The organism is Candidatus Rokuibacteriota bacterium, from assembly GCA_016188005.1.
Lineage (GTDB): Bacteria > Methylomirabilota > Methylomirabilia > Rokubacteriales > CSP1-6 > UBA12499.
Genome location: JACPIQ010000133.1, coordinates 25,663 through 51,968, shown reverse-complemented (window position 1 = coordinate 51,968; position 26,306 = coordinate 25,663). Strand labels below are relative to the sequence as shown.

Here is a 26,306-nt window from a genome sequence, read left to right as displayed (position 1 = left end):
CACGAGATCGGCGCGGAGCGATTCGCCGATGCCCGAGAGATCCCCATGCATGTCGAGCGCGGCATCGCCTCCGACGAGGGCCTGAGCCGTCATGGTGGTGTGCTTTCGGCCGAGGGTGTTGGAGAGATCCCGGATGGTGAGCGTCAGGCGGCTGATGTCCTCCGAGAAGGCGGGCGTGGTGCTGCGGTCAAGGAAGCGCGCGGAGCCTTCGGCGACCACGATCTCGCTGAAGTCGAGGACCATCGTCTGGAGGAGTCCCCCCCCGGACGCCTCCTTGGCGGTGGCCGGGGCCGGAGCGGCGCCCGGCGCTGGCGACGGAGTCGTGGGCGGGGGCGCAGCGGCGCCCGTGGGAGTCTTCACCGCGAAGAGACGGCGCAGGTCGAAGTTGCCGTCATGGTCCCGTTCCACGCGGATCTCGGGGCGCGTGAGCGTCACCCGGTCCACGAGAGCGTAGTTGGGCCAGGAGAAGTCGATCCCGCGGATCTCGAAGCTCTTGACGCGTGCCACGGGCGTCGGGGCGCCGGGATCCCGGACCTCGATATCACGGGCCTGGGCATTGCCCCGCGAGGCCGCCCGGAGCTTGCCGTCCTCCATCTTGATCTCGTTGACGCTGTCGCCGCTGAACAGCCCGGTAAAGCGCGCCGCGAACGGGAAGTAGGCCCCGTAGGGCTCGATGGGCGCATCCGTGGTGGAGAGCACGATCCTGGCGTCGAGCGGCGCGACCACCACCGTGGCCTTGACGTCCGTGCTCCCACCGCCGGGCATCGTCATCGCGGCGCTCAGCGTGGCCGGCCCCGCGGATGGCCAGGTGAAGTTCTCGACCGTGACGGCGACATCGGTCAGCGGCAGCGTGGTGACGGGCGACACGGCCCGGTCCTCGAAGCTGACCGTCCCCTTGTCCAGCGCCAGACGGTCCAGGCTCAGACGCCAGGCCGACGCGGGGGCGGAGGGCCCTGGGCCCTTCGGCGCCGGCCTTCCTGGAGGCGCAGGCGTCGCAGGCGCGCTGATCGGCGCCGCGGAGGCTCCCCTGGCCTCCGCCGGCCGCCCCGCGAGCGCGAGCAGGTCGATCTGGCCGTCGGGGCCGCGGATCGCCCGTACCTGCGGCGCCTCGATCCGGATGGTCCCGAGATCCAGCCGGCGGGACACGGCGTCGGCCCGCTTGATCGTCAGCGCGAGCTGCGGGACGGACAGGAACGGCGCCTGCGCCCCGCGCTGGACGAGGTCCAGGCCTGCCAGCCGCACACTCCCGGAGGCCGTGGCGCGGGCGAGCCCGCTCCCCTTCGTCTCCAGCACTGCGGTCAGGTCGGCCGCGAGACCGCCTCGGGCTGGCAGCGCCGGCACCGTCTCGGGGACGTACGCCACGACGGTGGTCACGTCGAGCCCGGTGAGCACCACCCGCGCGGTCGCCCCCAGTGGCGCGAGCCGCACCGGGTCGACCGTCGCGCTCAGGCTCGCCGGCGGGCCCGAGCCGGGAGCCGTGACGATCTGGCTCTTCGCGGTGAGCTTGCCCGGGGGATCCTCGGCCGCCGTGGAGATGCCCGCTCCATCCACCGTGAGCCCCTCGAGCCGCCACTGCCGCGTTGGGGACACGGTCTCGTCCGTCAGCGCGACCCGCGAGGACTTCACGCTCAACCGCTCGACTCTCACCTTCGGCACCCCGCCGCTGGGCGCCGCGGCCCCTGTCGGAACGGGCGCCTCCCCGGAAGCGGGCGACTGCTCCCCGTCGCGGGCGCGCCCGGCCTCCAGAGCCGTGAGGAGATCGAGCGTGCCGTCACGGTCGCGCACCGCCGTGAGGTCGAGCCCCTCCACCTCCACGCTCGACACCGTGGCCGCGCGCGAGGCCAGGTTCGCCTCCTTCACCGCCACGGCAAGCCGGGGCAGCTTCACCGAGGGTGTGCTCTCCCCGCCGCGCGTCACCGCCAGCCCCTCGAGCGTCACGGCCGCACCCGCGAGCGTGCCCGCGAAGAGGTCCGCCTCCTTGACCTCCACGGTGAGGCGATCTATGGCTCCCGCCAGGCCCCTGGCATCGCGCTGCCGCACCACCACTGCCTCGAGCGTCACGCTGCCCGGGCCCACCAGCACCCTGGCCGCATCCCCGTCGCGCTCGATCCTCCCCGTGAGCGCCAGCGTCAGCATGCCGGCCTCGGCCGAGACCGGAAGCGTGGGTGTCAGGTAGGGCCGCCCGCGCGTGAGATCGAAACCCTTCAGCGAGATGCGCGCGGTGGCTCCCACCGGAGCCAGGCGCACGGAGTCCGCGGCCACCTCCACGGTGGCCTTGCCGAGGCTGGCGCGAAGGCCCAGCCGGCCCGGCTCGGCGCCGATCCGGGTGGTGAGGCCCGAGGCGTCGATGCCCAGGTCCTGGATGGACCAGTCGGCGGCCGGCGACACCGCCCGGTCCTCGACGATGAGCCGGCCGCCCGCGAGGGCCAGGCGGTCAAGCGTCACGGTCCACCGACTGGGCGGCTTCTCCTTCTTCTCCGTCGCGAACCGGGCGAGGATGTCGGAGAAGTTGAACTCTGCGGGCCCCGTGCGCGTGAGACGCAGGGTGGGGGCCGTCAAGCCCAGTTCGGTGATGCGGATCTCGGACGCGAGCAGGGCGAACAGCGAGATCCCAAGGTCGAGCCGGTCCAGCTCCACGAAGGCCTCGGGCCCCTCCCGCTCGGCGAGGCGGAACCGCTTGATCGCGACGCGCCCCGTAAAGAGGTTGAGGTCCACGTCCTCGATGCCGGCGGCCCGGCCGGTGAGCTTGGGGATCTGGTCGAGGGCGACCCGGCGCACGATCTCCGGCAGCGCCCAGAGCCCGACGGCGGACACGAGCACCCCCGCGGCCGCGACAGCGACGAGGATCTTGAGGCGACGGCTCATCCGCGATTCCCGGCTACTCGCCCCTGAGCAGGCGCTCCACCATGGCCTCGAGCCGGTCGAGCCTCACCTCGAAGCGGTCGGCCGCCGCGCGCAGATCGCGGGGCCGCGGCTCCGGCCGGGCCGTGGGCTCCCACCCCTCGTCGCGGATCAGGAGCTGGAGCACGTCGAAGCGGGAGTAGTGCCCCACCGAGTCGAAGTAGGCCTTCGCGAGTCGCCGGTCCTCCTGGTCGATCTCCGCCCACACGATGGTCTCCTGGCTGAAGACAGGCTCGCGCACCCACTGGCCGCTCGGGTTGACGATGCAGGAGCCGCCAACAGCGAGATTGTACTTCATGACCTCCTGGAGATCCGGCGGGACGTCCGAGGGTGGCAGGTACCACGAGGAGGAGGCGACGAAGGTGGAATTCTCGAGCGCATACTCGCGGATCGCGAACTCCACGTCGCATCCCCGGGAGGCCGGATCGGCCTTCTTCGCGCCCAGGTGACCGTCCATGCTCCACCAGCCGGGCCAGACGGCGACGTGCAGTTCCTCACCCTTGATGGCCATGGCCGCCCGCAGGAGCGTCATGTGGTGCTCGTAGCAGATGAGCCCGCCCAGCCGCCCGATGTCGAGGTCGAAGGTACGGACGTCGCGCGCATCCCCCATGCCCCAGTACACGCGCTCGGAGTGCGTGGGCATGAGCTTCCGGTGCCGGCCCGCCACCCGGCCGTCGCGAGAGATGACGAGAAGCGCGTTGTACATGGTCATGCTGCCGGGACGGTCGTCCTGCTCGTTGAGCCCGATGACGCAGTTCACCCGCGCCCGGCGCGCCATCTCGCAGAGCTCCTCGGTGTCGGCGGACGGGATGCGCACGCTCTCGCGCTGCATGGCCGCCGTGAGCTCGGTCTCCCTGCGCACCGAGACGGCACCCCGCCAGTAGGGATAGGCCGAGAGGAAGGTCTCGGGGAAGACCAGGAGATCGAGCCCGAGCCGGCCAGCCTCCTCCATGGTCTGGCCGATCTTCTTGATGGTGCCGGCCTTGTCGAGGAAGCGCGGCGCGATCTGCGCCGCCCCCACCTTCAGCTTCTCCTGCATGGCGATCTCCTATACGGGGGCCTCCGCGGCCGAGGGCTTGAGGAACGCGCAGACGACGCCGACGCGCGTCATGGCTGCCCACCCGCGCGGGATCTCAGGTCGGTACCGGTCCACTCCTCGATGAGGCGCACGACGGCGGTATGGTCCAGCTCGCCCATGCCACGCGCCAGCGCGATGCGGAACACCTCGGCGGCCGCTGCGCCCAGGAGCGACGGGACGCCCGTCTCCCGCGCCAGTCGCGTGTAGCCATCCAGATCCTTGACCATGAGGCGAATGGCGAAGCCGGCGTCGAAGGCCCCGTTCAGGATGAAGCGGGGGAACTTGGTCTCGGTCGCGTTGGAACGCCCGGTGGAGGCCTGGATGATCTCCACGGCCCGCGCCGGATCGATGCCAGCCCTGGCCGCGGCCGCCACGGCCTCCGCCGTCATCACGAGCGCCGCCGCCGAGCAGGCATTGTTCACGAGCTTCATGGCATGCCCGGTGCTCACGGGGCCCACGTGGAAGATCCGCTGGCCCATGGCGTCCAGCAGCGGGCGGGCGCGCGCCAGGTGCTCGGCGTCGCCCCCCACCATGATGGACAGCGTGCCGGCCTCGGCGCCGCGCACACCCCCCGATACCGGCGCGTCGATGAGCGCGGCGCCGCGCGCGACGACCTGCGCGGCCACCTCGCGCGTGGCCGACGGATCGGCGGAGGTCATTTCCACGGCGAGGTGGCCCGGGCCCAGCGCCTCCAGCAGGCCGCCGGGGCCAGCGAACACCGCGCGCACCTCGGCCGAGGAGGGCACGATGGTGATGACCGTCGTCGCCCGCTCGGCGACCGCCCGCGGCGAGACGCCCCACACCGCGCCGCGATCCACCAGTGGCGCGGCCGATTCGGGGCGGACGTCGTGGACCACCAGCCGCTGGCCGCTGGCCAGCAGGCGCCCGGCCATCGGCCCTCCCATCCGCCCCAGCCCGATGAACCCCACAGCGTCCACGTCATTCCTCCATGGCGAAGATGCGGGCCGGCGCGCCGTCTCCCCCCCGTACCCGGAGCGGGAAGGCGCCGACGGTGAGCCGCCGGCCGGCGATGGCGGTGAGGTTGGCCACGTTCTCGGCGATGAGGATCCCCGCGCCGAGCAGCAGGTGGTGCACGGGCCATCCGAAGTCCGGGGGCCTCAGCGGCGCCGCGAGGTCGGCCGAGAAGCAATCCACCCCGACCATCCTCACGCGGCGCTGGCGCAGCCAGTCCGCCGCCTCGAGCGATAGGTGCGGATGGGTGTGGTAGGCGTCGGTGGAGAAATGGCGGTCCCAGCCGGTGGCGAGGAAGACGAGATCGCCGGGCTCCACCGCCACCCCAGCGCCCTCGAGCTGGCGGACCGAGACGGACTCGTTGGGCGCCAAATCGAGCGGAAGGATGGCGGCCGGGCCCGCCAGGTCGTTCAGCGCGTAGGTGTCGATGGTGCGGCCGCCGGGGATGAAGTGCAGCGGGGCGTCCACGTGAGTACCCTGGTGAGAGGCAACGGTCAGCCGCTGGATGTTGAAGGGCTCGCGCCCCACCTGCCACACCGTCTCGATGCAGGCGGGTCCCACCATCTTCTGATAGGTCATGCCCTCGTGGTACGCGTGCGCCAGGTCAATCCACCGCATGCGCCATCCTCCCGTATACTCGTCGGGCGATGCTCGTCGGGCTTCTGCTCATCTGCCTGGCCGCCGTCTCGTGGGGCACCACCGGAGCGACGATGACGCTGCTCACCCGGGAGGCGGCGGCGGGCCCGCTCCTAGTAGGCTGGGCGCGGCTCGCGGTGGCCGCGCCCTGCCTCCTGGCGGCCGCCTGGCTCACGCGGGCTCGCCGCGCCGGGCGGGGGCCACGGCCATGGACCGCCGTCGACACCGCCTCGTGCCTGGCCCTCGGCGCCGCCATGGCCGCCTACCAGGTGTGCTACTTCCGCGCCGTCACGCTCACGGGAGTGGCCGTCGCGGCACTGCTGGCGATCTGCTCGGCCCCGCTCATGATCGCGCTCCTGGCCAGGGCTGTCCTCGGCGAGCGACTCACCGCGGGCGTGGGCCTGTCCCTCGCCTTGGCCGTCAGCGGCACCGCCCTCCTCGTCGTGGGACCGCGAGGGCTCGGGGAGGTCGCCGGTGGCTTCGGTCTGGGGGCGCTGCTGGCGCTGGGCGCGGGGCTATCTTACGCCGTCTACGCCGTGGCGGCCAAGCGCCTTCTGGCCCGCATGGCGCCCCTGCCCCAGGCCGCCGCGACGTTCACGCTGGCGGCGCTGCTGCTCTCTCCCGCGCTGCTGGCGGAGCGCGCTGTCTGGGCGCCCATCGCCGCGGGGTGGCCGCTCCTCGTCTACCTCGGCCTCGGCCCGACGGCGCTCTCGTACACCCTCTTCACGACAGGCCTCGCGCGCGTCCCCGCCACGGCGGCCGGCATCGCCACGCTGCTCGAACCGCTCACCGCGGCGGCGCTCGGGGTCCTGTGGTTCGGCGAGCGTCTCGGTCTGGCCGGCTCCGCGGGCGCGGCGCTGCTCCTGGCCGCCCTCGCCCTGCTCGCGCTGGCGCCCCGGCGGGGGTCAGGTCTTGCAATATGACACGTGCCCCCCACCGCTGCTGCGCTCCCGGCGTTACACGATGATCGGTGCCGTGACCGATGTCCGCATGCAGGATGGCATCCCTGCCGATGTCGGAATGCAAGACCTGACCCCCTAGACGGCGAGGCGGAAGACCCGCACCGCCTCCTCGACGTTCCTCAAGCGCTGCTCCCCCAGATCCTCCAGGAGGAACTCGCCGTCGAGCCGGCCCGCCGTCTCGGCGCCGATGAACACGCCTTCACCTTCCCCCAGCCCCGCCAGCCGCGCCGCGATGTTGGTGACGGGGCCGGAGGCGGTGTACACCCAGCGCGTCCCGGCCTTGCCCTCGATCTTGGTCGCCCCCACTGCGGCGATCCCCGAGTTCACCCCGACGTGGAGACGGATCGGCTCGCTCACCCCCGTGACCTCGACGTTGATCTCCTGAGAACGCCGGATCACGCCCTGGGCGGTGAGCACCGCGGCCCGGGCGTGGCGCCGCGGCTCGGCGTCCTGGAAGATCACCATCAGCCCGTCGCCCGCCGTCTCGCTGACATCGCCGCCGTGGCGGAGGATCTCGTCCAGGAAGGAGCCGAAGTAACGCTCCACCAGCCGGTTGACCTGCTCCAGGTCGAAGCGCTCGCTGAGCCGCGTGTAGCCGGCGATGTCGACGAAGAGCACGGACACGTCCACCTCGCGCTTGGTCAGCGCGGGGGCCTCGGGCGCCTGCTCGATCAGCTCCTGCACGCGCCGCGGTACGAACTTCGAGAGGCTCGCCCGGATGGACTCCAGGACCTCGACGCGCCGCAGGGCTGACTGGAGCTCGGCGTTGGCCCGCTCGAGGGCCGTGTAGGCGCGGGCGTTCTCCAGCGCCACGGCGCCCTGGGTCGCGAGCACCCTGAGGAGCCTGAGGTCGGTCGCGCTCCACGCCGCGCCGGACCGCTTCGGCCCCAGCGCGAGGAGCCCCGTCACGCGCCCCTGGAAGGGCACCGGCACGGCCACCTCGGCGCCGAGGGCCTCCATCCAGGGGACACCAGCGGCGCACCATCCGGCCAGCTCGGGATCGGCCTCGAAGCGCTGGCGCGTGAGCGGCATGGGCCGCGCGGCCAGACAGGCCGGAAGCGCGGAGCTCGCGGGCACCGGGGCCTGCTGGCCCCGCACGTCGTGGTACTGCGCGCTCGTCTCGTCCAGGAGCAAGAGCGTCTGCCGCACCGGATGGAAGGCCGCGTCCAGGGTGGCCGCGATGAGCCGGGCGATGCGCTCGAGATCCAGCTCCGTGGAGAGCGCCTCGGTGAGGCGCTCGATGGATTCCTGGACATCGAGCTGCTGGCGGAAGAAGACCCGGTCCACAGTGGACTGAGTGCGCCGGCGCACTGGATCGAGGAGCGCCACCACGGCCACGGCCACCACGGCGGCCGAGACGAGGCGCGAGCCCCCGGTGCCCAGCGCCGAGAAGGCGAGATTGACGAGGGTGATGGCGCCGGCGTAGGCGAGGGCCACCAGGCCCGTGATGACGGCATACACCGTCCCTGTCCGGAGCGCTCCGCGGACGTCGAAGAGGTCGTAGCGCACCATGGCATAGGCCACCGCCACGGGGAAGAGGAGGTTCAGCCGCCAGATCTCGCTGAGGTACGGCACGCTGATCCGGAAGATGGCCTCGCTGGCCGTCGCGAGCACCGGCGCGAGCTGCCCCGCAGCGAAGCCGAACATCAGCACCCGCGCCCGCTGTCGCACCAGAGGCGTGACGCCGGCGAGGCTCGTCCTGGCCAGCGCCGCGACGAGGAGCAGGAGCGCGATCCCCCAGTAGGCCGCTCCGACGGCCGGGACGGCCGCCCACCGGGCCGGGGGCATGGGCAGGAAGCCCTGGAGTGGCACCGCGATGACGGCGGACAGCAGATAGGGCGCCCAGACCAGGCGCGGCCAGCGGCCGAGAATGCGGCGGCGCTGGGGGAAGGTGAGCGCCAGGTGGATGAACACCGCGGGTGAGAGCGTCCAGGCGGTGAGGAACAGCGCCGAGAACCGGTAGGTCAGGTGGGCGTCCGCGTAGAGCCCCGTCATGCCCCACCAGACCAGGCACAGGGCCAGGAACAGGCGGGTGTCGGGCGCTGCGGGCTTGAGCCAGAGCACCGCGGCACCCAGGAGCAGGAAGAGCAGCGACGGCGCGAGGCCCTCCACTGCGTAGGAATGGAAACCGTCCGGGGCCATGCGCTGGCTGGGGACGTCCATCTCGACGAGGGCGCCGCGCCGGCTCACGAGGTACCGGAAGGTGGTGCCCGGCGGGTGCCGGCCCACCTCCTCCTGGAGCTGCCGCCCCGAGGTCAGGAGCTGGCCGTTGACGGCGCGCACGAGGTCGAAGGGAATGAGACCGCGCGTCTCCATCCCGCCCACGGCCACGAGGAGATTGTCCATCACGCCGAAGCCGGGCACGGTGCGTCCCGTGAGCTGCCACTGGTCACCGGCGGCGCGCACCGAGAGGACGAGGGCAAGCCCCAGGAGGGTCCAGCAGAGGGTCTTCTCGCCAGATGCGCTCACGCCCGGCGGTCGACGCCCCGGCCCCCGGCGCCGCTCAGCTGCGCGGCGAGCGGCTCGCCCGCGGCCCTCATCGCGGGCCGAAGGGGGTGGAGCGGGCGAGCAGGCGCCGGAGCGTCGTCTCCAGCTCCTCCAGCACGCTGCGCCTGACGCGCACCGTGACGCTCTCCACGGGCTCGCTGCTCCCCTTCCGGTGGATGACGAAGGTGCCCACGAACTCGGAGGCCTGCTCATCGGTCCCCGCGAGCCCGCGCACGGTAAGCAGCTCCCACTCCGTGTCTGCCATGTGGCCGTCCTTCATCTCGCGTGAACGGGAATCGGTTCCGGCGGGCGGCGGCGGAATCTCCGTGCGCCGTCCGGGCCCCGCCTCGTCGAATATAGCGCATCTGCTCGCGCTGGCCATGACCGGGGCGGGGCCCCGCGGCGGCCGGCGCCGTCTCCACGAGAACGTTGTGGGCCCTCCCGTCTCCTGAGAGAATAGGCCAGCACTGGAGGCCAGGAGCCATGCGCATCGCTGTCGGCTGCGACCACGCCGGCTTCGCGCTCAAAGGGCCCGTCGCCGCGGCCCTCGAGGCGGACGGTCACGACGTCCTCGACCTCGGGACCTTCTCCGACGAGCCGGTGGACTACCCCGACTTCGCCCGGGCGGTGGGACAGGCCGTGCTGCGCGGATTCGTGGAGGTCGGTGTCCTCGTCTGCGGCAGCGGCGTGGGCGCCTCCATCGCCGCCAACAAGCTGCGCGGGATCCGTGCCGCGCTCTGCCACGACGCCTTCACCGCACGCCAGAGCCGCGAGGACGACGACGCGAACGTGCTCTGCCTGGGCGCGCGCGGCCTCGACGAGGCGACGGCGCTGGAAGTGACCCGCGCGTGGCTCGCGGCCCACTTCTCGGGGGAGGAGCGTCACGTACGGCGGCTCGGCAAGATCGCCAAGCTCGAGGGCGCGCTGCCCGCGCCCGAGAGAGGCGCAGGAGCGTTACGCCCGAGCCCGATCGCCGCGGCGCCCATTCCTCCGGCCCCGGCTGCACCACCGCCCCCGGCGCCGCCGAGGCCCGAGCCCGTGGCTCCCATGGCCGCGCCCGTGACGCCGGTGCCGTCTGCGATCGCACCTGGGCCACCCGCGGGTCCGCCGCCGGGGCGCGCCCCTGCCCCTGCACCCGCGCCTCCTGGCGACGCCGGGTCGCCTGCCGCGACGCCACCGGCCGAGCCGCCGCGCCCGTCGGAGACGCTGGCCGCGCGCGCCGCGGAGCTCATCCGCCAGGCGGCGGGCGTGGGCGAGGAGGACGAGGCGCCCACCGGTAAGCGCGAGGGAATCATCTCGCTGGACGACGAGACGCTGGAGGTCGCAGGAGGCGACCCCCGGGAGATCCGGGCGGCCTCCCTCGAATGGAAGCCCCAGGAGCCCCGGCAGCGGGCGCACGAGCCACACGCTGCGGCCGCCCCACCCGGCCCGGCGACCGTGCGGACGGTCGAGGCGAGACCCTCATCGCCCGCCGCCGCGCCGGCGCCACCGCCGGCCCCGCGTCGCGTGGCGGCGGATCCGTTCACGCTCCCGCCGGTGCGCGAGGCGCTGGAGATCCTCGACGCACAGGACTTCCACGGCCGCATCTGGATCAAGGACGGCACGCTGTGGCCGGGCGACGTGATGGACATCCGTAACCGCCTGGGCTGGCTCACCGCGCCCTCCATCATGCGGATGCACGCCGAGGACCTGAAGACCTTCGCCGACGAGATCCGCCGGGTGCAGTTCACCCACATCGTCCTTCTCGGCATGGGCGGCTCGTCGCTCTCCACCGAGGTCTTCAACACCACCTTCGGCCCCAAGATGGGCTTCCCCGATCTCCTCATGCTCGACTCCACCGATCCGGGCGCCGTCAGGCGCGTCCTCGATCGGATCAACGTGAGCCGCAGCCTCTTCGTGGTCTCGACCAAGTCCGGCACCACCACGGAGACGATGTCGCTCTACGCGTTCTTCCGCGGCCTCGTGGAGGCGGGCAAGCCCCCCAAGCCCGGCGTGCAGTTCGTCGCCGTCACCGACGCAGGGACCCCGCTGGAGAAGCTGGCCGCGGAGAGGGGGTTCCGGCGCACCTTTCTCAACCCGGCGACGATCGGGGGCCGCTACTCCGCCCTCACCTTCTTCGGCCTGGTGCCGGCAGCCCTCATCGGCGTGGACATCAGGTCCCTGCTCGAGCGGGCCCAGAGCATGCTGGAGGCCTGCGGCACCGACGTGGGGCCGGCGGACAATCCCGGCGTGCGTCTCGGCGCCGCCCTGGGGGGACTGGCCCGCAGCGGCCGGGACAAGGTCACGCTCGTCGTCTCGGAGCGGATCCGCGCGCTGGGCTCGTGGATCGAGCAGCTCCTGGCCGAGTCCCTGGGCAAGGGCGGCAAGGGCGTGGTGCCGGTGGACGGCGAGCCGCTGGGGCCGCCGGAGGTCTACGGGGCCGACCGCGTCTTCGTGGCCTTGCTGCTCGAGGGAGACACGACCCACGACGCGGCGCTGGACCGGCTCGGCGAGGCCGGGCACCCGGTGATCCGCCTCCCTCTCAAGGATGCGCTGGATCTCGGCGCCGAGTTCTTCCGCTGGGAGCTGGCAGCGGCGGCGGCGGGCGCCGTGCTCGAGGTCAACCCCTTCGACGAGCCCGACGTGGCCGCGGCGAAGGAGAAGACGGCGGCGCTCCTGGCGGCGTGGAGGAAGTCGCGCAAGCTCCCCGAGTGGCGCGCCGTCGGGGACGAGGACGGGATCGCCCTGATGACGGCGGGCGAGAGGCGCGCGTCCTCCGTCGCCGAGGGGCTCCGGGCCCATCTGACGGAGACCCGGCCGGGTGACTACCTGGCGATCCAGGCCTACCTCACGCCCCAGCCAGAAACCTGGGCTCGCCTCCAGGAGATGCGTGCGCTGCTCCGCGACGGCCTGCGCATCGCGACGACGATCGCCTATGGCCCGCGCTACCTCCACTCCACGGGACAGCTCCACAAGGGCGGGCCGGCCACGGGGGTGTTCCTGCAGATCACGGGGGACGACACCGAGGACCTCGCCATCCCGGGCGCGGGCTACGGCTTCTCCACGCTCAAGGCCGCCCAGGCGCTCGGCGATCTCCAGGCGCTGGCCGAGGCGCGGCGGCGCATCGTGCGGGTGCACCTCAGGGGGAAGCAGGCGGCGGGTCTCGACAAGCTGGCGCGGCTGGTCCGCGGGCTCGTCGGAAGAGCGTGACGCCGCTGGCGCCCGGGGCGGCGCCGGCCGGCAGAACGGGCGGGGAGCGCGCTACTTCGGTGGCTGGCTGGTGCCACCGACGACGCGGGTCGCCGACAGTTCCACCCACGTGTACCAGAACATTCCCTCGTAGATGAGCACCTGGAGCGAGTTGCCGGCCTTCTCGTACACCTGCGTGGTACCCTTGCCCGAGGACGTGGTGGAGGACAGATGGCGCCAGCCATTGGCTTCCAGCGTCGTCCTGAAGGCCATCCCGAGGCTGTCCGGCTCGATGCGCCCCTTGTAGAAGAGTCGTGCAGCCTTCACCGCCGGGGACTCGATGATGGTGGACTTGTTGTGGTCCAGCGTGAGGCCCTTCGGGACCGGGATGTCCTCGAACTCGCTGCGCTGCGCCCGGGGTGGTGACGACGCGCAGGCCGCGAGGGTCAGCACGATCGCCAGGAGAACGAGGAAACGCCGCATGAGTGGTCCCTCCTGGCGCTCATCCTACAGCCGGTGGGGAGCAGGCGCCAAGCTTTTGGCGTGGGTCGTCCTCGTCTCGCTCCTCGGGGGCTGCGCCTCGAGGGCTGTGCCGCCCATGGGTTACCAGGGGCAGCCATTCCGCCCCGAGGCCGACGAGCGCGCCATGTGGAACCAGGCCGAGACGGAGGAGGAGAAGCTCGTCAAGGCCGGAAAGATCTACGAGGACCCGCTGCTGGAGGAGTATCTCTCGGGGCTGGCGGCCCGGCTCGTCCCGGCCGAGATCCAGACGGCGGGCGCCCCGCCGATCCGCGTCGCCGTCTTCCGTGATCCCGCGCTCAACGCCTTTGCCATGCCGAACGGCAAGGTGTACCTGCACACGGGGCTCCTGGCGCGGGTCGAGAACGAGGCCCAGCTGGCCGCCATCCTCGGCCACGAGCTCACCCACGTCACCAGCCGCCACGCCCTCAAGTTCAACCGGGACGCGCGGAACAAGGGGCTCCCGCTCGCCTTCCTCGCCGCCGTGAACGGCTACGGGCGGGACCTCGAGCGGGAAGCTGATCTCGAGGGCATGGAGCGCATGGTTCGGGCCGGCTACGATCCGGGCGAGGCCCCGCGCGTCTTCGAGCTCCTGAAGCGGGACCACGGCGACAGCGGGCGGCTCGAGACCTTCCTCTTCGGCAACCATCCCCAGCTCGAGGAGCGCATCGCGACCACGCGGGAGCTGCTGCGGACGCGGTACGCCGGGCTGGACGCCAGCCGGCTGACCCACGACACGGAGGAGTTCCCGCTCCGGACGCGGGTGGTGGTGCGGGAGAACGCGGCCCTCGACATCCGCGCCGGCCGCTTCGGCCTGGCCCGGGCCCAGCTCGACCGCGCGGTCGCCCTGGCCCCGAGGGACCCGGTGACGCACCTCTACTACGGAGATCTCTACCGCCTCCAGGCCCAGCGCGCGAGGCGGCCGGAGGAGCGGCCCCCGCTGGTCGGCCAGGCGCGGGAGGCCTACCAGCGGGCCGCCGGGCTGGATCCCGCCTACCCCGATCCCTTCAGGCAGCTCGGCTACCTCTACTACCAGACGCGGGAGATCGCCAGGGCCCGCGAGGCCTTTCAGCGGTACCTGGCGCTCAGGCCCGACGCTCCCGACGCTCGGCGCGTCAAGGAGTACCTCGCCGAACTGGACCGCTAGCCGGCGCCGTGCCTGAGCCCGCGGGGGAGGCGCCGCGCCGGGGCGCCGAGGGGGCTCCGCTGCGCCCGTAATCGTCGTGACGGCGGACGATGTCGTCCTCGCCGAGATAGGCGCCGTGTTGCACCTCGATGATGACGACGGGCACGCGGCCGGGATTCTCGGCGCGGTGCCAGGCGCCGCGGGGCACGGTCACCGACTGGCGGGGCCTCAGCCGCCGCGCCCGCCCGTCGATGGTGACGCGAGGCCTGCCTTCCACCACGATCCAGTGCTCGGCGCGGCGCCGGTGCTTCTGCAGGCTGAAGCGGTGGCCCGGCTCCACCACGAGACGCTTGACCTTGTACCCGGGGCCCTCCCAGAGCGTCGAGAACCCGCCCCACGGGCGCGTTTCCAGCGGAACCGGGCGCCGGCCCGTCGTCACGGCTCGAGCCGGATCACGCGGGCGAAGTCCGCCTCCACGCCCTTGCCGACCTCCTCGACGACGTCGGCAGGGACATCCTCGTCGAGCAGGAGCACCACGATGGCGTTGCCGCGCTTGCTGCGGCGCCCCACGTGCATGGAGGCGATGTTGACGTTGTGGCGCCCGAGGATGGTGCCGATCCGGCCGACCATGCCCGGCCGGTCCTCGTACGAGAGCACGAGCACATGCCCCTCGGGGTTGAACTCGATGTCGAGGTCGCGGAGCCGGACGATGCGCGGCATGCCGTCGAAGACGGTGCCGGCGATGATCTTGCGCTTCGCGCCGGCCTGGGTCGTCACCGTGAGCAGGCTGGCGTAGCCCGCGCCGCCCGCCTGGTCGGTGCGCAGCACCAGGGTCAGGCCGCGATCCCGGGCCACGAGGTGCGCGTTGACCAGGTTCACCGTCTGTGCGGTGACCCGATCGAGGAGCCCCTTCAGCACCGCGCGGCCGATCAGCGCGGGGTCGTGGCGGGCCACCTGCCCCGCCACCATCACCTCCACGCGCTCCACGTTGTCGCGCTCGAGCTGCACGCAGAACCGGCCCAGGACCTCCGCCAGCGCGATGAAGGGCCGCTGCTCCGCCATCGTCTCCCGGTCCCCGATGGGGATGTTGACCGCATGCTCCACCAGCTCGCCGTCCCGGAAGGCCGTGACCTGGCGCGCCACGTCCACCGCCACGTTGACCTGCGCCTCGTGGGTGTTGGCGCCCAGGTGCGGCGTCACCACCACGCGCGGGTGCGTGACGAGCCGCTTCACCACCGGGGACACCGGAGGCTCCTCGGTCCACACGTCCACGGCGGCGCCGGCCACGTGCCCGGACTCGAGCGCCGCCAGCAGGTCGCCCTCGTGGACGATGCCGCCGCGCGCGCAGTTCACGAGGCGCGCGCCCGGCTTCATGAGGGCGAGCTCGCGCGCCGCGACCATGTTCTCGGTCTCGTCGGTGAGCGGCACGTGAACCGTGACGATGTCGGAGCGGGCGAGGAGCGTCCCGAGGTCCGTCAGCCGCACGGCCAGGTCGCGCGCGCGGCTCTCGGGGATGTACGGGTCGTAGACGAGCACGTCCATGTCGAAGGCCCGGAGCCGCGCGGCGACGCGGGAGCCCACCTTCCCGAGGCCGATGATCCCCGCCGTCTTGCGGAAGAGCTCGGTGCCGTAGATGCCCCGGTCCCAGCGGAGGTGTTTCAGCTCGTCGTGCGCCTGGGGGATCTTGCGCACCAGGGCCAGCAGCATGCCCACGGTGTGCTCCGCCGCCGAGACGACGTTGCCGCCGGGGGCGTTGGCCACCACCACGCCCTGGCGTGAGCAGGCGTCGAGATCGATGTTGTCCACGCCGACTCCGGCGCGCCCGACGATCCGGAGGCGGCGGGCGTGGGCGAGGAACTCCGGCGTGACCGTGGTGGAGGAGCGGGTGATGATCGCCTCGTAGCCGGCGATCTTCGCGTACAGCTCCTCCCGGGGCAGCTTGCTCGACACCTGGTCCACCCGGAAGCCGCGCTCGGTGAGGAACGCGATCCCCTCGGCGGCGATGGCGTCGATCACCAGCACTCTCACGCGTGGGCACCCGGGTTTCGCCACGCCCACGCTCGCCGGAACGTCACGCCGCGCGCCTCCCCCCGGCCGATGTCAGCCGCCGTCGCCCGGGAGGGGCCTCGGGGCCGGGGCCACACCCGACGTCTTCCCGAGCTCAGGCGCCCCGGAGCCTCCCGCGCCGCGAGTCTTGCGATGCTGACGCAGGAAGCGGAGGAACTCCCGCCCCTCGGCGAGCCGCCGGCGCAGGACCTGTCGGTCCTGCACCATCTCTGCCGCCAGCGAGATCATCTTCCGCGGGCGGAAGTAGAAGCGCCGGTAGAAGAGGTCCACGGACTGGAAGATCTCCGTGCGCGGCAGGTGCGGATAGCCCAGCGCGCTGACCTGCACGCCGCCTGCGTCCACGAGGGCGTCCGTCTCGATCCAGTCGTTGCGCCGTGCCTCCTCGTAGAGCGCCGTGCCGGGATAGGGCGCGGCGAGCGAGACCTGGATCGTGTGGGGATCGATCTCGCGGGCGAAGGCGATGGTCTCCTGGATGGTCTCGCGTGTCTCGCCCGGCAGCCCCAGGATGAACGTGCCGTGGATGGTGATGCCGAGGCTCCTCGCGTCCCGGGTGAAGCGGCGCGCCACGTCCAGGCGGATCCCCTTCCTGACGTTGTTGAGGATCTGCTGGTTGCCCGACTCGTAGCCCACGAGCAGCAGCCGGAGTCCGTGGTCCCGGAGCACCTTGAGGGTGTCGTAGGGGACATTGGCCTTGGCGTTGGCCGACCAGGTGATCCCCAGGGAGCCGAGCCTGCGGGCGATGGCCTCGGCGCGCGGGAGGTCGTCGGTGAAGGTGTCGTCGTCGAAGAAGAACTCCTTCACCTCGGGGAAGAGCCGGACGGCCAGCGTCATCTCCTCGGCCACGTGCTCGGGGCTGCGCGTCCGGTAGCGGTGGCCGCCCACCGTCTGGGGCCAGAGGCAGAAGGTGCAGCGCGAGCGGCAGCCGCGCCCGGTGTACAGCGACACGTACGGGTGGCGGAGGTAGCCGATGGCGTAGTTCTCCACCGTGAGGTCCCGACGGTACACCGGCGTGACGAAGGGGAGCGCGTCCATGTTCTCGAGCACCGGCCGCTCGGGGTTGTGCCGCACATGCCCGTTCACCCGATGGGAGAGCCCGAGGATCTGGCCGAGCGGCCGCCCCTCGGCCACCTCCTGGATCGTGTAGTCGAACTCGCTGCGCGCGACGAACCCCACCGCCGTCGAGGGACCCAGCGCCGCCTGTGGGCTCACGGCCACCGCCGCGCCCACCATCCCGATGAGCAGCCCGGGGTTCTCGGCCCTGAGCGCCTCGGCGACGCGGAGGTCGGAGGGCAGGGAGGGAGTGCTCGTGTGCATCACACAGAGGTCGTGCTGCCGGGCCAGCGGCAGTATGTCCGCGAGCGCGAGCCCGTCGGGCGGAGCGTCGACCAGGCGTGAGCCCGGCACCAGCGCCGCCGGCTGGGCAAGCCAGGTCGGGTACCAGAAGGATCGGATCTCCCGTCTGGCCTGGTAGCGGGAGCCGGCGCCCCCGTCGAACCCGTCGAAGGACGGCGGATGGAGGAAGAGCGTTCTCAGGTAGTCGGGCATCTCCGGGTCCGGGACGCGAGGCTCACCGGCTCACCGTACCTCAGACCGGCCGTCCGCGGCAAGCGGAGCGGCCAGGCGGGTGGCCGCGGCGTTGGCGTAGAGCCAGCGGCCGTTGCGGGCGGCGAGGAGGCGCGCGCTTCCGTCGGGGAGCGAGCGGACGAGGCTCCCGGCGGGGGCGCGCGGGGTCAGGAGGAGGAGCGGGCGACCCGAGAGCCACTCGCGGCCGAAGCGCTCTTCGCCCCAGAAGGCGGCGGCCGCCTCGGGGAAGGTGGCGCCGAAGCCGAGGACGCTGCGGCGCGCGTCGAGGAGGATCGGCCGCCGGCCGGAGTAGAACTCGAGGGCGCCCGAGTTCTCGAGGGGCCCCTCGTGGATGACGACGGCTCCGCTCCGGCCGAGACGCTTCACCTCCTCGGCGAGCCCGGACACCGCGCGGGCCTCCGCCAGGCGCCCCGCGGCGCTCTCCACGGCGGGCACGAGCGCGAGCATGGTGGCCGTCACCGCGACAAGGCCCACCCGCGCGCTCCGGCGCCAGGCCGCGGCCAGGAGCCCGAGGCTCCCCGCCGCGAAGACGAGGGCCGCGCGCGCCACGAGCGGCTGGAGCGCGGCCCAGGCGGGATAGGGGGAAGCCTGGCCCGCGGCGGCCTCCTTGCGGGTGTAGACGTCCGAGATCCCGAAGACGGCGTCGCTGAACGCGCGGCCATCGCTCGCGGCCGCCAGGCCGAGGCCGCAGGCGAGGAGCGCGAAGAGCGCCAGGTGGAGCCGGACGGTCCCTCGCCCGTCCCGGGCCCGCTCGCGCCACCAGCGAGCCGCCAGGAGCGCCACGGCGGGATAGGCCGGCAGCGCGTAATGGGGCAGCCGGAAGGGCACCGCCAGGACCGCGGCGAAGGTGCCCGCGACCCAGAGGGCGAGCGCCACCCAGGGCATCTCGCCGGGGTCCCGCCAGGCGCGCCGCCGCCCCAGCGCCACCAGCATCAGCGCGGCCGGCACGATCCACGGAAAGGCCCCGAAGCCGCCGGTGGCGAGGAACTCGAGAGCGGAGAGGGGCACGTCCTCATCGGGGAAGAGGCGCAGGCGCGCCACGTTGAGCAGGTGGTTGTCCACCACCGTGTACCAGAGGAAGCCGGGGTTGCGGAGCCCGGCGAGCGCGTACCAGCCGAGCCCCAGGGTCAGCGCCAGGGCCAGGCCGGCAGGGGGCAGCCACGCGCCCAGCGGCCGGAGCCGGCCACCGAGCCAGAGCGCCCCGCCCACGGCGGCGAGCGGCCCGAGGAGCCCCAGCGGATCCTTCGCGAGTGCCGCCGCGCCGAGCGCGGCGCAGCCCACGAGGGACCATGCCCGCGCGCCCGCGGGGCGCGAGGCCCCGAGCAGGAGGCCCGCGAGCCCCCACTGGATCGCCGCGGCGAACAGGGTCTCGGGCCTGACGTAGCGGCCGAAGAACGCGAAGAGCGCACAGGACAGGAGCGCGGCGCCGGCCAGCACGCCCCAGGCGGGCGCCATGAGCCGGGCGCCGAGGAGGGCCGTGGCGGCGGCGGCCGCGGCTGCCCCGAGGACGGGGGCCAGCCGCGCCGCCCACTCCGATGGTCCCCACACGGTGAAAGCGGCCGCCCCCAGCGCGTAGAGCAGCGGAGGCTTGTCGAAGTAGCGGACGCCGCCGAGCCTCAGCGTCAGCCAGTCGCCGGTGGCCCAGGCCTCGCGGGCGATCTCGGCGTGCTGCCCCTCTCCGGGATCGTCGAAGGGCGCCGCGCCGAGTCCCGGCAGCAGGAGCAGCAGCGCGAGCAGAGCCGCCCCCACCGCTGCGGCGCCCGGCGAGCGAAGCATCCCCACGCGACGCTAGGCCTACAGACCCTTGCCGATGGCGTCGAGGACCTGCTTCTCCACCGTCCGGTCCGTGGTGTCGAGCTCTTCCTCCTTGTCCATCCAGAGGATGCGCTCCTCCTTCCAGAGCCGGCGCTCTACCATCACCTCGGTCTTCCCGCCCTGGCGCCCCTTGACCGCCACGCGCAGCCGGTGCCGCGTGCCTTTGGCGTAGACGCCATAGTCGTCGTGGTCCACGCCGCGCGATTTGGTCAGGAGCCAGCCCACGTCCCGATCCTCCTTGTCGATCTTCCAGCCCAGGCTCTCGAGTGTGGAGCGCGCCACGGTCCACACCCGGTCGGCCGGGGCGGTGAAGGTCCGGCTGCGGTCGTCGGCCGCGGCCGCGGCGTCGACGAAGAGCCGCGCGCCGAGTCCTGCCCCCAGGAGCCACAACAGCTGTCGTCGGGTCATGACGATCTCCTCACGCGGGCTCGAGTCGCCCGCCCTGGATCCGAAGCGCGTGGTCGGCCTCTGCGGCGGCCTCGGCCCGATGCGTGACCAGGACCACGGTCGCCCCCCGCTCGCGGGCCTGCGCCCGCAACTCGCCCAGGATGACGCGCGCGTGCTGTGCGTCCAGGTTGCCCGTGGGCTCGTCCGCGAGCAGGAGGGACGGCGCGTTCAGTACCGCCCGGCAGAAGGCGACCCGTTGCTGCTCGCCGCCGGAGAGCTGCGCCGGGTAGTGCCCCCGGCGATGGACCACGTCGAGCCGCTCCATCAGTCGGAGCGCCTCCCGCTCGGCCTGCCGCCGCTCCTGGCCCACGTAGCGGGCCGCCAGCAGGATATTCTCCCACGCCGTGAGCCCCGGGAGCAGCAGGAAGGACTGGAAGACGTAGCCGATGCGCGCGCCACGCAGCCGGGCCTGCTGGCGCCGGGTGAGGGAGCTCACCGGCTCGGCGTCGAACCAGATCTCCCCCGCGTCCGGGGGCTCGAGGAGGCCGAGCAGGTTGAGGAGCGTGGACTTGCCCGAGCCGGAATCCCCCAGGATGGCCATGATCTCCCCGGCCTTCACCTCGAGGTCCACTTCCTGGAGGACGCGGACCGGCCCGGCGCCGGCACCGGCGCCGGGGTAGGACTTCGTGAGCCCTGCTGCGCGGAGGAGCACGCCTCAGGCTCCCCGCCGGATGGCCTCTGCGGGCGACAGCCGGGCGATGCTGAGCGTGGCGTAGGTCGCCGCCAGCGCGCCCAGCAGGAGCCCGAACCCGAGCGCGAAGAGCAGGAGTCGCGGGGAGAAGAGGAAGAGCTGCTGCCCGTCGCGGATGGCGCGCGCGTCCACCGCGAACCCGATCGCCAGCGCCAGGAGCACGCCGCCCACGCAGCCCGCGAGGCTCACGCGCAAGGCCTCCCCCAGGACCTCTCCCAGGAGCTGGAGGTCCGTGGCTCCGAGCGCACGCTTGATGCCGAAGTCACGGATGCGCTCGAACACCGCGGCGGTCACCGTGTTGGAGAGCGAGAGCCCGCCGATGACCAGCCCGAGCGCGCCGATGCCGAGGAGGAGCGCGGAGAAGAAGGCCGTCGAGGTCCTGAGGAGCCGGGAGAGCTCCCCCGGGATGGTGACGTTCACGCCCCGCACCTCGGCCTGGATCCGGCGCGCCAGCGCGTCGGGATCCACGCCCGGCGCCCAGCCCACCGCCGCGCCAGAGTTGAGATCGGCCCGGCGGAGGGCACCTCCCCCCGCGCCGAAGACCTGCACGAGGAGGGGGTCGCGGCGCAGCCAGAGATCGCGGGCATCGTCGATGGAGACGATGGCGAAGCGATCGGGGGCCGTGAGCGTCCGGTCCAGCACGCCGACCACCGTGAACGGAAGCGTTCCGAGCGAGAGGCCCCCTCCCACGGCGAGCCGGCGCGAGGCGGCGAAGTCGGCGCCCAGCACGGCCGCTCGCCTGTCCCCGGGACGCAGGAAGCGCCCGGCCCGCACGGGCAGCTCGCGGTAGTGGCGGTTCGGCATGGGGGCGGCGAGGTCCATGCCGAGGATCAGCTCCTGGGTGAGCGTGAGGAAATGCGAGGTGGTCGTGCTGAGGGGGAGCATCACCTGGGCCTGCACCGCCGCCACGCCGGGCAGGCGCCCGATCTCGGCGATCCGCGCCGCCGGCAGGAGCCCGCCGGCCGTGAAGCCCGTGCCCATGCCCATGCCCTCGCCCGCCACCGAGATCTGGCCCAGGACGAAGCGGTCGCCCCCGTCGATGAAGCGCGTGATCCGCTCGGCCATGGCGCCCAGGGAGACGAGCCCGGCCATGCCGACGGCGATACCCAGCACCGTGAAGAGGTAGCCGCGCGGGAAGAGCGCTCGGAGCATCACGCCGGAGATGCGTGTCACCAGTCGAGCCGCGATGCCGGGACGGGGCCGCGGCCACGCCGCGCCCGGCGTGTGGCGCCCACGACCGCGAAGAAGAGCCACAGCGCCAGTCGCAAGCGGAGGGGGATGCGACGGAAGGCGCCGCCCGCGAGCACGAAGGTCACCGCGTCCGCCATGCCGAAGGCGTTCTTCGGCTTGAGAAAGATCTCGAGGAACAGCGGGTCGTAGTAATGTTCGATGAAGCGGACGAAGGGCTTCCTTCCCCGGTGGAAGGCGCGGGCATAGCGGGCGAAACGAGGCGCCTCGAAGCGATCCTCGCGGAAGGCGCCGAGGATCTCCCGCGCCGCCAGCTCCCCCGAGGCCATGGCCAGGAAGACCCCGGCCGAGAAGATCGGGTCCACGAAGGCCACCGCATCCCCGACGCAGAGGAAGCGGGCGCCCGCCACCGGCTCCACCGTGTAGGCGAAGTTGGCCGCCGTGTGCACGGGTGTCACCGCCTCGGCTCCCGCGAGCCCCTCCTGCACGCGGTGGCAGCGCTCGATCATCGCCTGGAAGAGCGAGGCGGGTGTCCCCTGCCAGCTCCGCACCACCCGGGCGTGGAGCACGCAGCCCAGGCTGGTCTCGTCACGGGCCAGTGGGATCCACCAGAACCAGCCCTCGGGGAAGATGTAGATGCGGACATTGCCCTCCTCGCGCCCCGGCCAGCGGCGCGCGCCCCGGTAGTAGGCGAAGAGGGCGACCTTGCCGAGGCCGGGCATCGGTCGCCGGCGCCCCTGGCGGGAGGCGAGGAAGGCGTCCCGCCCGCTGGCGTCCACGAGGAAGCGGGCCCGCAGCTCACGCTCGCCGCGGGCGTCGCTCAGGCGGGCGGTGACTCCCTCGGCGTCGAAGGCGACCTTCTCCACCGCGGCCGGCTGGAACAGCGTCACGCCGGGCTCCCGCGCGGCGTGGTCCAGGAGGATCGCGTCGAACTCCGCCCGGTGGACGTCGAAGGTGAAGGACGGCCACGGGCGCCCCTCGCGGAAGGAGAAGCTGTGCTCGAGCGCCGTCTCCTGGTCGTGGAAGGTGACGCCGAACTTCGGCTGGAAGCCATGCCCCTTGATCCGGTCGAGCACCCCCAGCCGTTCGAGGATGGGCATGCAGTTGGGGACCAGCGACTCTCCGACCCTGAAGCGGGGGAAGGCCTCGCGCTCGGCGATGGCCACGGTGAGCCCGCCGCGCGCCAGGAACGTGGCAGTTGTGGCGCCGCCGGGGCCCCCACCCACCACGAGTACGTCGCAGTCGGGGCCCGTCATCGCTCCCGCGACGCCACGGTCTCGCCCGCCGTCGGGGTCGCCAGGGCGCGCGCCAGGCGCTCCTGGGAGTACACCGCGTGGACCAATGGCCCGAGCAGATCGAGGCCCATCGGGCGCAGCGCCGGGCGGAGGAGGGCCAGCGACAAGAGCACGGGTGTCAGCGCCGCGGCCAGGCCGACGGCGCGGAGGGCGCGGGCTCGGGGATTCCCCCACCAGTCACGCCACGTCGCCCCCGTGCGATGGAGAAGGAATGCGCCCGAGGCCAGGGCCCAGGCCGCCGCGTTGCCGCGCCAGGCCGCAGTGAACTCGGTGAGCTCGCGGTGGCGCGGCCGTCGCCGCGCGGTGGTGAAAGGGCGCAGGAGCGCTGCCCCCCCGAGCCCGGCCTCCCGGCCGAGGCGGCGCAGGATCTCCCAGGCCAGTAGCGCCCCCAGCGCGACTCCGTCGCGCACCGGCCTGAAGCGGCTGCGCCGGTCCGAGAAGTGGCGGGCCGTCACCGGTACCTCCACGAGCCGCCAGCCTCCGCCCGCCGCGCGGATCAGCACTTCGCTCTCGAGGACGAAACCACCACCGCCCGGCTCGAGATCGCGGAGCAACCGCGCGGGGTATACCCGGAAGCCTGACTGCGTGTCCCCCAGCGGAAACCCCGTCAGCCAGTCGATGAAGAACCCAGCGACCCGAAGGGCGCAGAGCCGGCCGTCGGGGATCACGCCGTCGCCCCCCGTCGCCTCGCGTCCGAGGCGCCCCCCGATCACCACCGCGTCGGGCGCGGCCGCGGCGGCCTCGAGGAGGAGCGGGATCTCGTCAGGATCGTGCTGCCCGTCGCCGTCGAGGGTCACCACGCGCTCGGCCCCGCGCGCGAGCGCCTCGGCGAACCCGCACCGCAGCGCCTCACCCTTGCCGCTGCGCCGCCCGAGCCTCAGCACGTCGGCGCCGCCGCGCGCGGCGAGATCGGCGCTCGCGTCCGAGGAGCCGTCGTCGATCACGAGCACCGCGCCGTGGCGGCGCGCCCCCGTGACAACCGTCTCGATGGTGAGGGCCTCGTCGAACACGGGGATGAGGATGAGATGGTCGCTCATGCCGGGCGGCTCACCACGATGGCCGTCCGGCATCCGCCCCGGGCGAGCCCGTGGACGAGCGCGGGCGCGCCGTCTCCGCGGCTGGCCTCGAGCCCCGCAGCCCCCACGCGGAGGGCCCCGAGACCGCCGTGCTGGCCGAAGAGTGGGGCAAGCGAGCGGGGCGGTAAGAGCGCGGGCGGCAGCTCGGCGGCGAGCAGTGCCGCCTCCCAATCGTCGAGCGCGGGATCGCCGTTGCCCGAGCCGTAGCAGGCCGCGAGGCGCTCCGGCGGCACTCCGAGCCGCGACAGCAGACCGAGCACCGGCGAGCGCCCGTCCCGCCGGCGGGCCGGTGCGGTATGCGGGGCCGCGGGAATGTTGCCCCAGAGCGCCCCCTTCACCTCGGCGTAGAGCGTCGCGCCCCGCGCGCCGGCAGTCTCCATGTCCTCGAGGACGAGGAAGGTGGCGCCCTCGCCGAGGACGGGCCCGTTGTGGTCCAGAGCTCCTGGCCGGCACCCCTCCGGCAGCGCACCGCCCATCGGAGACAGGGCGCGGAGCTCGACGAGCCGCCGGTACACCGACGGGCAGATCTCGTCCACGCCCCCCGCGATGACGGCGTCGGCCTGGCCCGAGCGGATCAAGGCCGCCGCGCGGGCGACGGCCAGGTCCCCGGCCACCGTGGCCTGGTTCACGGTCACGGTGGGGCCCCTGGCGCCGACGTCGATCGCGGCCGCGGCGGCCATGGCGTTCATGACGGTGCCGGGGAAGATCATGGGCGACAGCCCCGCGACGCCACGGCGCAGGAACCCCGCCGCGAACTCCTCGCTGGAGCGGAAGTCGCCCTGCTCGGTGCCCACCACGAGCCCCAGCGCGGGGCCGCCGTCTATCCCGGCGTCCTGGACGGACAGGCGGCAGGCGGCGACGGTGAGCCGGCAGAGCCGCGAGAGCCGGCGGGCGACACTGCGGTCCACCAGCCCCTCGAGAACCCCCTCGGCGACCTCCGCCGCCAGGCGGCTCGGGAGGCCCGAGACGTCGAAGGCCCTGACGGGACGAATGCCGGACTGGCGGGCCCCGAGGGCGCTGGCCAGGGCCTGCGCGCCGCCGGCCGTCACGGCATTCACCGTGCCCATGCCCGTGATGACGACGCGCCGCGGGGAGGTCATCGCCCGAAGATCAGGCTCACGTTCTGGCCGCCGAAGCCGAAGGAATTGGACAGCGCCCGCTCGAGCGGCACCTCCCGCGCCACCCTGGGGACGCAGTCGAAGGGGATCTCCGGGTCCACGTGCTCCAGGTGCGCGGTGGGCGGCACGAGCCCGTGCTCGAGGGTCAGGAGCGTGGCCACGGCCTCGAGACTGCCGGCGGCGGCCATGGTGTGCCCGACCAGCGACTTGTTGCTGCTCACGAGCACGCGGCCGGCGCCGAAGACGCGTGCCAGCGCCAGCGCCTCCGTGCGGTCGTTCTGGGGCGTGCCAGTGCCATGGGCGTTGACGTAGCCGATCTCGTCCGGCTCGGCGTGCGCCGCGCGCAGCGCGAGCCTCATGGCGCGCACCATGCCCTCCCCTTGCGGGTGGGGCGAGGTCACATGGTGGGCGTCCGTCGAGAGGGCGGCGCCCAGGAGCTCTCCGTGGCCGCGCGCGCCGCGTGCGCGGCAGCGCCCGGCGTCCTCCAGCACGAGGAAGGCCGCGGCCTCGCCGATGGACATCCCGTTGCGGTCGCGGTCGAAGGGGCGACAGGGCTCGGGGTCCAGGAGGCGAAGGGCGTTGAAGCCCATGAAGCAGATGCGCGTGAGGGCGTCCACGCCGCCGACGAGCGCACAGGGTGCCGCGCCCTCGCGGATGAGATCCGCACCGAGAGCGATCGCGGCGGCTCCGGAAGCGCAGGCCATGACCACCGTCTCCTTGGGCCCGCCGAGTCCGAGCCGGAAGCCGAGCGTCTCGGCGTGGGTGCAGGGCAGGATGGAGCGGAGGGCCTTGACCCTGGGCGACGGGCGCCCGCTGCGCGTCTCTTCCCAGTACCACGCCTCGCCTTCGAGCATGCCGCCGCCGACGGCCCCGACCACGAGCGCCGTCTCGGCCCGGTCGCGCGCGGTGAGGTCGGCGTCGGCGAGCGCCTCGCGGGCCGCGGCGAGCGCCAGCCGATCGGCACGCGCCCGGCGCGCGGAGGGACCCAGGCCGGCCACGGCGTCGGCGGGGATCTCGGCAGCGATGCGGGAGCGAAAGCCTTCCGTCTCGATCAGGGTGATGGGGCGGATGCTGCAGGTCCCGGTCGCCAGGCCCCCCCAGAAGGTCTTGACGCCGGCGCCGTAGGGGCTCACGACGCCCAGGCCGCTGACCACGATCCGCGTCATGCCCTGCGAT

Annotated in this window: 21 protein-coding genes; 3 read left to right on the top strand and 18 right to left on the bottom strand. The window is 73.2% G+C overall.

Annotation, left to right across the window (positions count from 1 at the left end; genetic code table 11):
- The 4 genes from HYV93_25500 to HYV93_25485 form a co-directional block, all read right to left on the bottom strand.
- A partial coding sequence (locus HYV93_25500; GenBank protein MBI2529330.1) for a DUF748 domain-containing protein occupies positions 1-2,865 on the bottom strand: 2,865 nt, incomplete at its 3' end.
- Between the two features lie 13 nt (positions 2,866-2,878).
- Positions 2,879-3,940 (bottom strand): carbon-nitrogen hydrolase family protein, encoded by a 1,062-nt coding sequence (locus tag HYV93_25495; GenBank protein ID MBI2529329.1) that lies wholly within the window; start codon positions 3,938-3,940, stop codon positions 2,879-2,881.
- A 68-nt stretch (positions 3,941-4,008) separates the two neighbouring features.
- Positions 4,009-4,917 (bottom strand): NAD(P)-dependent oxidoreductase, encoded by a 909-nt coding sequence (locus HYV93_25490; GenBank protein MBI2529328.1) that lies wholly within the window; start codon positions 4,915-4,917, stop codon positions 4,009-4,011.
- Between the two features lies 1 nt (position 4,918).
- On the bottom strand, positions 4,919-5,569 hold the full coding sequence (locus HYV93_25485) for a cyclase family protein (protein MBI2529327.1): 651 nt from the start codon (positions 5,567-5,569) through the stop codon (positions 4,919-4,921).
- A gap of 29 nt (positions 5,570-5,598) precedes the next feature.
- On the opposite strand from HYV93_25485, the gene HYV93_25480 reads away from it, so the two are divergent.
- Positions 5,599-6,510 (top strand): DMT family transporter, encoded by a 912-nt coding sequence (locus tag HYV93_25480; GenBank protein ID MBI2529326.1) that lies wholly within the window; start codon positions 5,599-5,601, stop codon positions 6,508-6,510.
- 114 nt (positions 6,511-6,624) lie between these two features.
- Here HYV93_25480 and HYV93_25475 read toward each other — a convergent pair whose 3' ends face one another.
- Positions 6,625-9,018, bottom strand: coding sequence for a GAF domain-containing protein (locus HYV93_25475; GenBank protein MBI2529325.1), 2,394 nt, complete (start codon positions 9,016-9,018; stop codon positions 6,625-6,627).
- A 67-nt stretch (positions 9,019-9,085) separates the two neighbouring features.
- A complete protein-coding gene (locus HYV93_25470; protein ID MBI2529324.1) occupies positions 9,086-9,301 on the bottom strand; it encodes a hypothetical protein in 216 nt (71 codons plus the stop codon).
- A 218-nt stretch (positions 9,302-9,519) separates the two neighbouring features.
- On the opposite strand from HYV93_25470, the gene rpiB reads away from it, so the two are divergent.
- Complete coding sequence (rpiB, locus tag HYV93_25465; protein MBI2529323.1) at positions 9,520-12,225, top strand: ribose 5-phosphate isomerase B; 2,706 nt, start codon at positions 9,520-9,522, stop codon at positions 12,223-12,225.
- 51 nt (positions 12,226-12,276) lie between these two features.
- Here rpiB and HYV93_25460 read toward each other — a convergent pair whose 3' ends face one another.
- Entirely contained in the window at positions 12,277-12,687 is a 411-nt protein-coding gene (locus tag HYV93_25460) for a hypothetical protein (GenBank protein ID MBI2529322.1), read from the bottom strand.
- 115 nt (positions 12,688-12,802) lie between these two features.
- Between HYV93_25460 and HYV93_25455 the strand changes: the two genes are divergently transcribed.
- The gene (locus tag HYV93_25455; protein MBI2529321.1) at positions 12,803-13,870 is read left to right on the top strand and encodes a tetratricopeptide repeat protein; all 1,068 of its coding nucleotides are present in this window, start codon (positions 12,803-12,805) and stop codon (positions 13,868-13,870) included.
- Here HYV93_25455 and HYV93_25450 read toward each other — a convergent pair.
- The 11 genes from HYV93_25450 to HYV93_25400 all read right to left on the bottom strand — a co-directional run bounded on the left by HYV93_25450 (position 13,839) and on the right by HYV93_25400 (position 26,296).
- A complete protein-coding gene (locus HYV93_25450) occupies positions 13,839-14,288 on the bottom strand; it encodes a phosphomannose isomerase type II C-terminal cupin domain (GenBank protein MBI2529320.1) in 450 nt (149 codons plus the stop codon). The genes HYV93_25455 and HYV93_25450 overlap by 32 nt on opposite strands.
- Positions 14,285-15,877, bottom strand: coding sequence for a phosphoglycerate dehydrogenase (gene serA, locus HYV93_25445; protein ID MBI2529319.1), 1,593 nt, complete (start codon positions 15,875-15,877; stop codon positions 14,285-14,287). The genes HYV93_25450 and serA overlap by 4 nt, the downstream gene beginning before the upstream one ends.
- Before the next feature lie 72 nt (positions 15,878-15,949).
- Entirely contained in the window at positions 15,950-17,461 is a 1,512-nt protein-coding gene (gene hpnJ, locus HYV93_25440; protein ID MBI2529318.1) for a hopanoid biosynthesis associated radical SAM protein HpnJ, read from the bottom strand.
- Between the two features lie 30 nt (positions 17,462-17,491).
- Positions 17,492-19,282 carry a glycosyltransferase family 39 protein gene (locus tag HYV93_25435; protein ID MBI2529317.1) on the bottom strand — a complete coding sequence of 597 codons (1,791 nt, stop codon included), beginning with the start codon at positions 19,280-19,282 and terminating at the stop codon, positions 17,492-17,494.
- Positions 19,283-19,294: 12 nt separating this feature from the next.
- Entirely contained in the window at positions 19,295-19,723 is a 429-nt protein-coding gene (locus HYV93_25430; GenBank protein MBI2529316.1) for a hypothetical protein, read from the bottom strand.
- Between the two features lie 10 nt (positions 19,724-19,733).
- Positions 19,734-20,414 (bottom strand): ABC transporter ATP-binding protein, encoded by a 681-nt coding sequence (locus HYV93_25425; GenBank protein ID MBI2529315.1) that lies wholly within the window; start codon positions 20,412-20,414, stop codon positions 19,734-19,736.
- A gap of 3 nt (positions 20,415-20,417) precedes the next feature.
- The gene (locus tag HYV93_25420) at positions 20,418-21,626 is read right to left on the bottom strand and encodes an ABC transporter permease (protein MBI2529314.1); all 1,209 of its coding nucleotides are present in this window, start codon (positions 21,624-21,626) and stop codon (positions 20,418-20,420) included.
- The gene (locus HYV93_25415) at positions 21,623-22,897 is read right to left on the bottom strand and encodes a tryptophan 7-halogenase (protein MBI2529313.1); all 1,275 of its coding nucleotides are present in this window, start codon (positions 22,895-22,897) and stop codon (positions 21,623-21,625) included. The genes HYV93_25420 and HYV93_25415 overlap by 4 nt, the downstream gene beginning before the upstream one ends.
- Entirely contained in the window at positions 22,894-23,973 is a 1,080-nt protein-coding gene (locus HYV93_25410) for a glycosyltransferase family 2 protein (GenBank protein MBI2529312.1), read from the bottom strand. Before HYV93_25410 ends, HYV93_25415 begins: the two co-directional genes overlap by 4 nt.
- The gene (locus tag HYV93_25405; protein ID MBI2529311.1) at positions 23,970-25,112 is read right to left on the bottom strand and encodes a hypothetical protein; all 1,143 of its coding nucleotides are present in this window, start codon (positions 25,110-25,112) and stop codon (positions 23,970-23,972) included. The genes HYV93_25410 and HYV93_25405 overlap by 4 nt, the downstream gene beginning before the upstream one ends.
- Entirely contained in the window at positions 25,109-26,296 is a 1,188-nt protein-coding gene (locus HYV93_25400) for a beta-ketoacyl-[acyl-carrier-protein] synthase family protein (protein ID MBI2529310.1), read from the bottom strand. The genes HYV93_25405 and HYV93_25400 overlap by 4 nt, the downstream gene beginning before the upstream one ends.
- Between the last annotated feature and the right edge of the window lie 10 nt (positions 26,297-26,306).

Bases quoted from the DNA above. Each gene is read 5' to 3' on its own strand.
- HYV93_25470 (MBI2529324.1), bottom strand. From the start codon at position 9,301: ATGGCAGACACGGAGTGGGAGCTGCTTACCGTGCGCGGGCTCGCGGGG.
- HYV93_25400 (MBI2529310.1), bottom strand. From the start codon at position 26,296: ATGACGCGGATCGTGGTCAGCGGCCTGGGCGTCGTGAGCCCCTACGGC.
- HYV93_25460 (MBI2529322.1), bottom strand. From the start codon at position 12,687: ATGCGGCGTTTCCTCGTTCTCCTGGCGATCGTGCTGACCCTCGCGGCC.
- HYV93_25405 (MBI2529311.1), bottom strand. From the start codon at position 25,112: ATGACCTCCCCGCGGCGCGTCGTCATCACGGGCATGGGCACGGTGAAT.
- HYV93_25410 (MBI2529312.1), bottom strand. From the start codon at position 23,973: ATGAGCGACCATCTCATCCTCATCCCCGTGTTCGACGAGGCCCTCACC.
- HYV93_25480 (MBI2529326.1), top strand. From the start codon at position 5,599: ATGCTCGTCGGGCTTCTGCTCATCTGCCTGGCCGCCGTCTCGTGGGGC.
- HYV93_25415 (MBI2529313.1), bottom strand. From the start codon at position 22,897: ATGACGGGCCCCGACTGCGACGTACTCGTGGTGGGTGGGGGCCCCGGC.
- rpiB (MBI2529323.1), top strand. From the start codon at position 9,520: ATGCGCATCGCTGTCGGCTGCGACCACGCCGGCTTCGCGCTCAAAGGG.
- HYV93_25495 (MBI2529329.1), bottom strand. From the start codon at position 3,940: ATGCAGGAGAAGCTGAAGGTGGGGGCGGCGCAGATCGCGCCGCGCTTC.
- hpnJ (MBI2529318.1), bottom strand. From the start codon at position 17,461: ATGCCCGACTACCTGAGAACGCTCTTCCTCCATCCGCCGTCCTTCGAC.
- HYV93_25430 (MBI2529316.1), bottom strand. From the start codon at position 19,723: ATGACCCGACGACAGCTGTTGTGGCTCCTGGGGGCAGGACTCGGCGCG.
- HYV93_25455 (MBI2529321.1), top strand. From the start codon at position 12,803: ATGGGTTACCAGGGGCAGCCATTCCGCCCCGAGGCCGACGAGCGCGCC.
- HYV93_25485 (MBI2529327.1), bottom strand. From the start codon at position 5,569: ATGCGGTGGATTGACCTGGCGCACGCGTACCACGAGGGCATGACCTAT.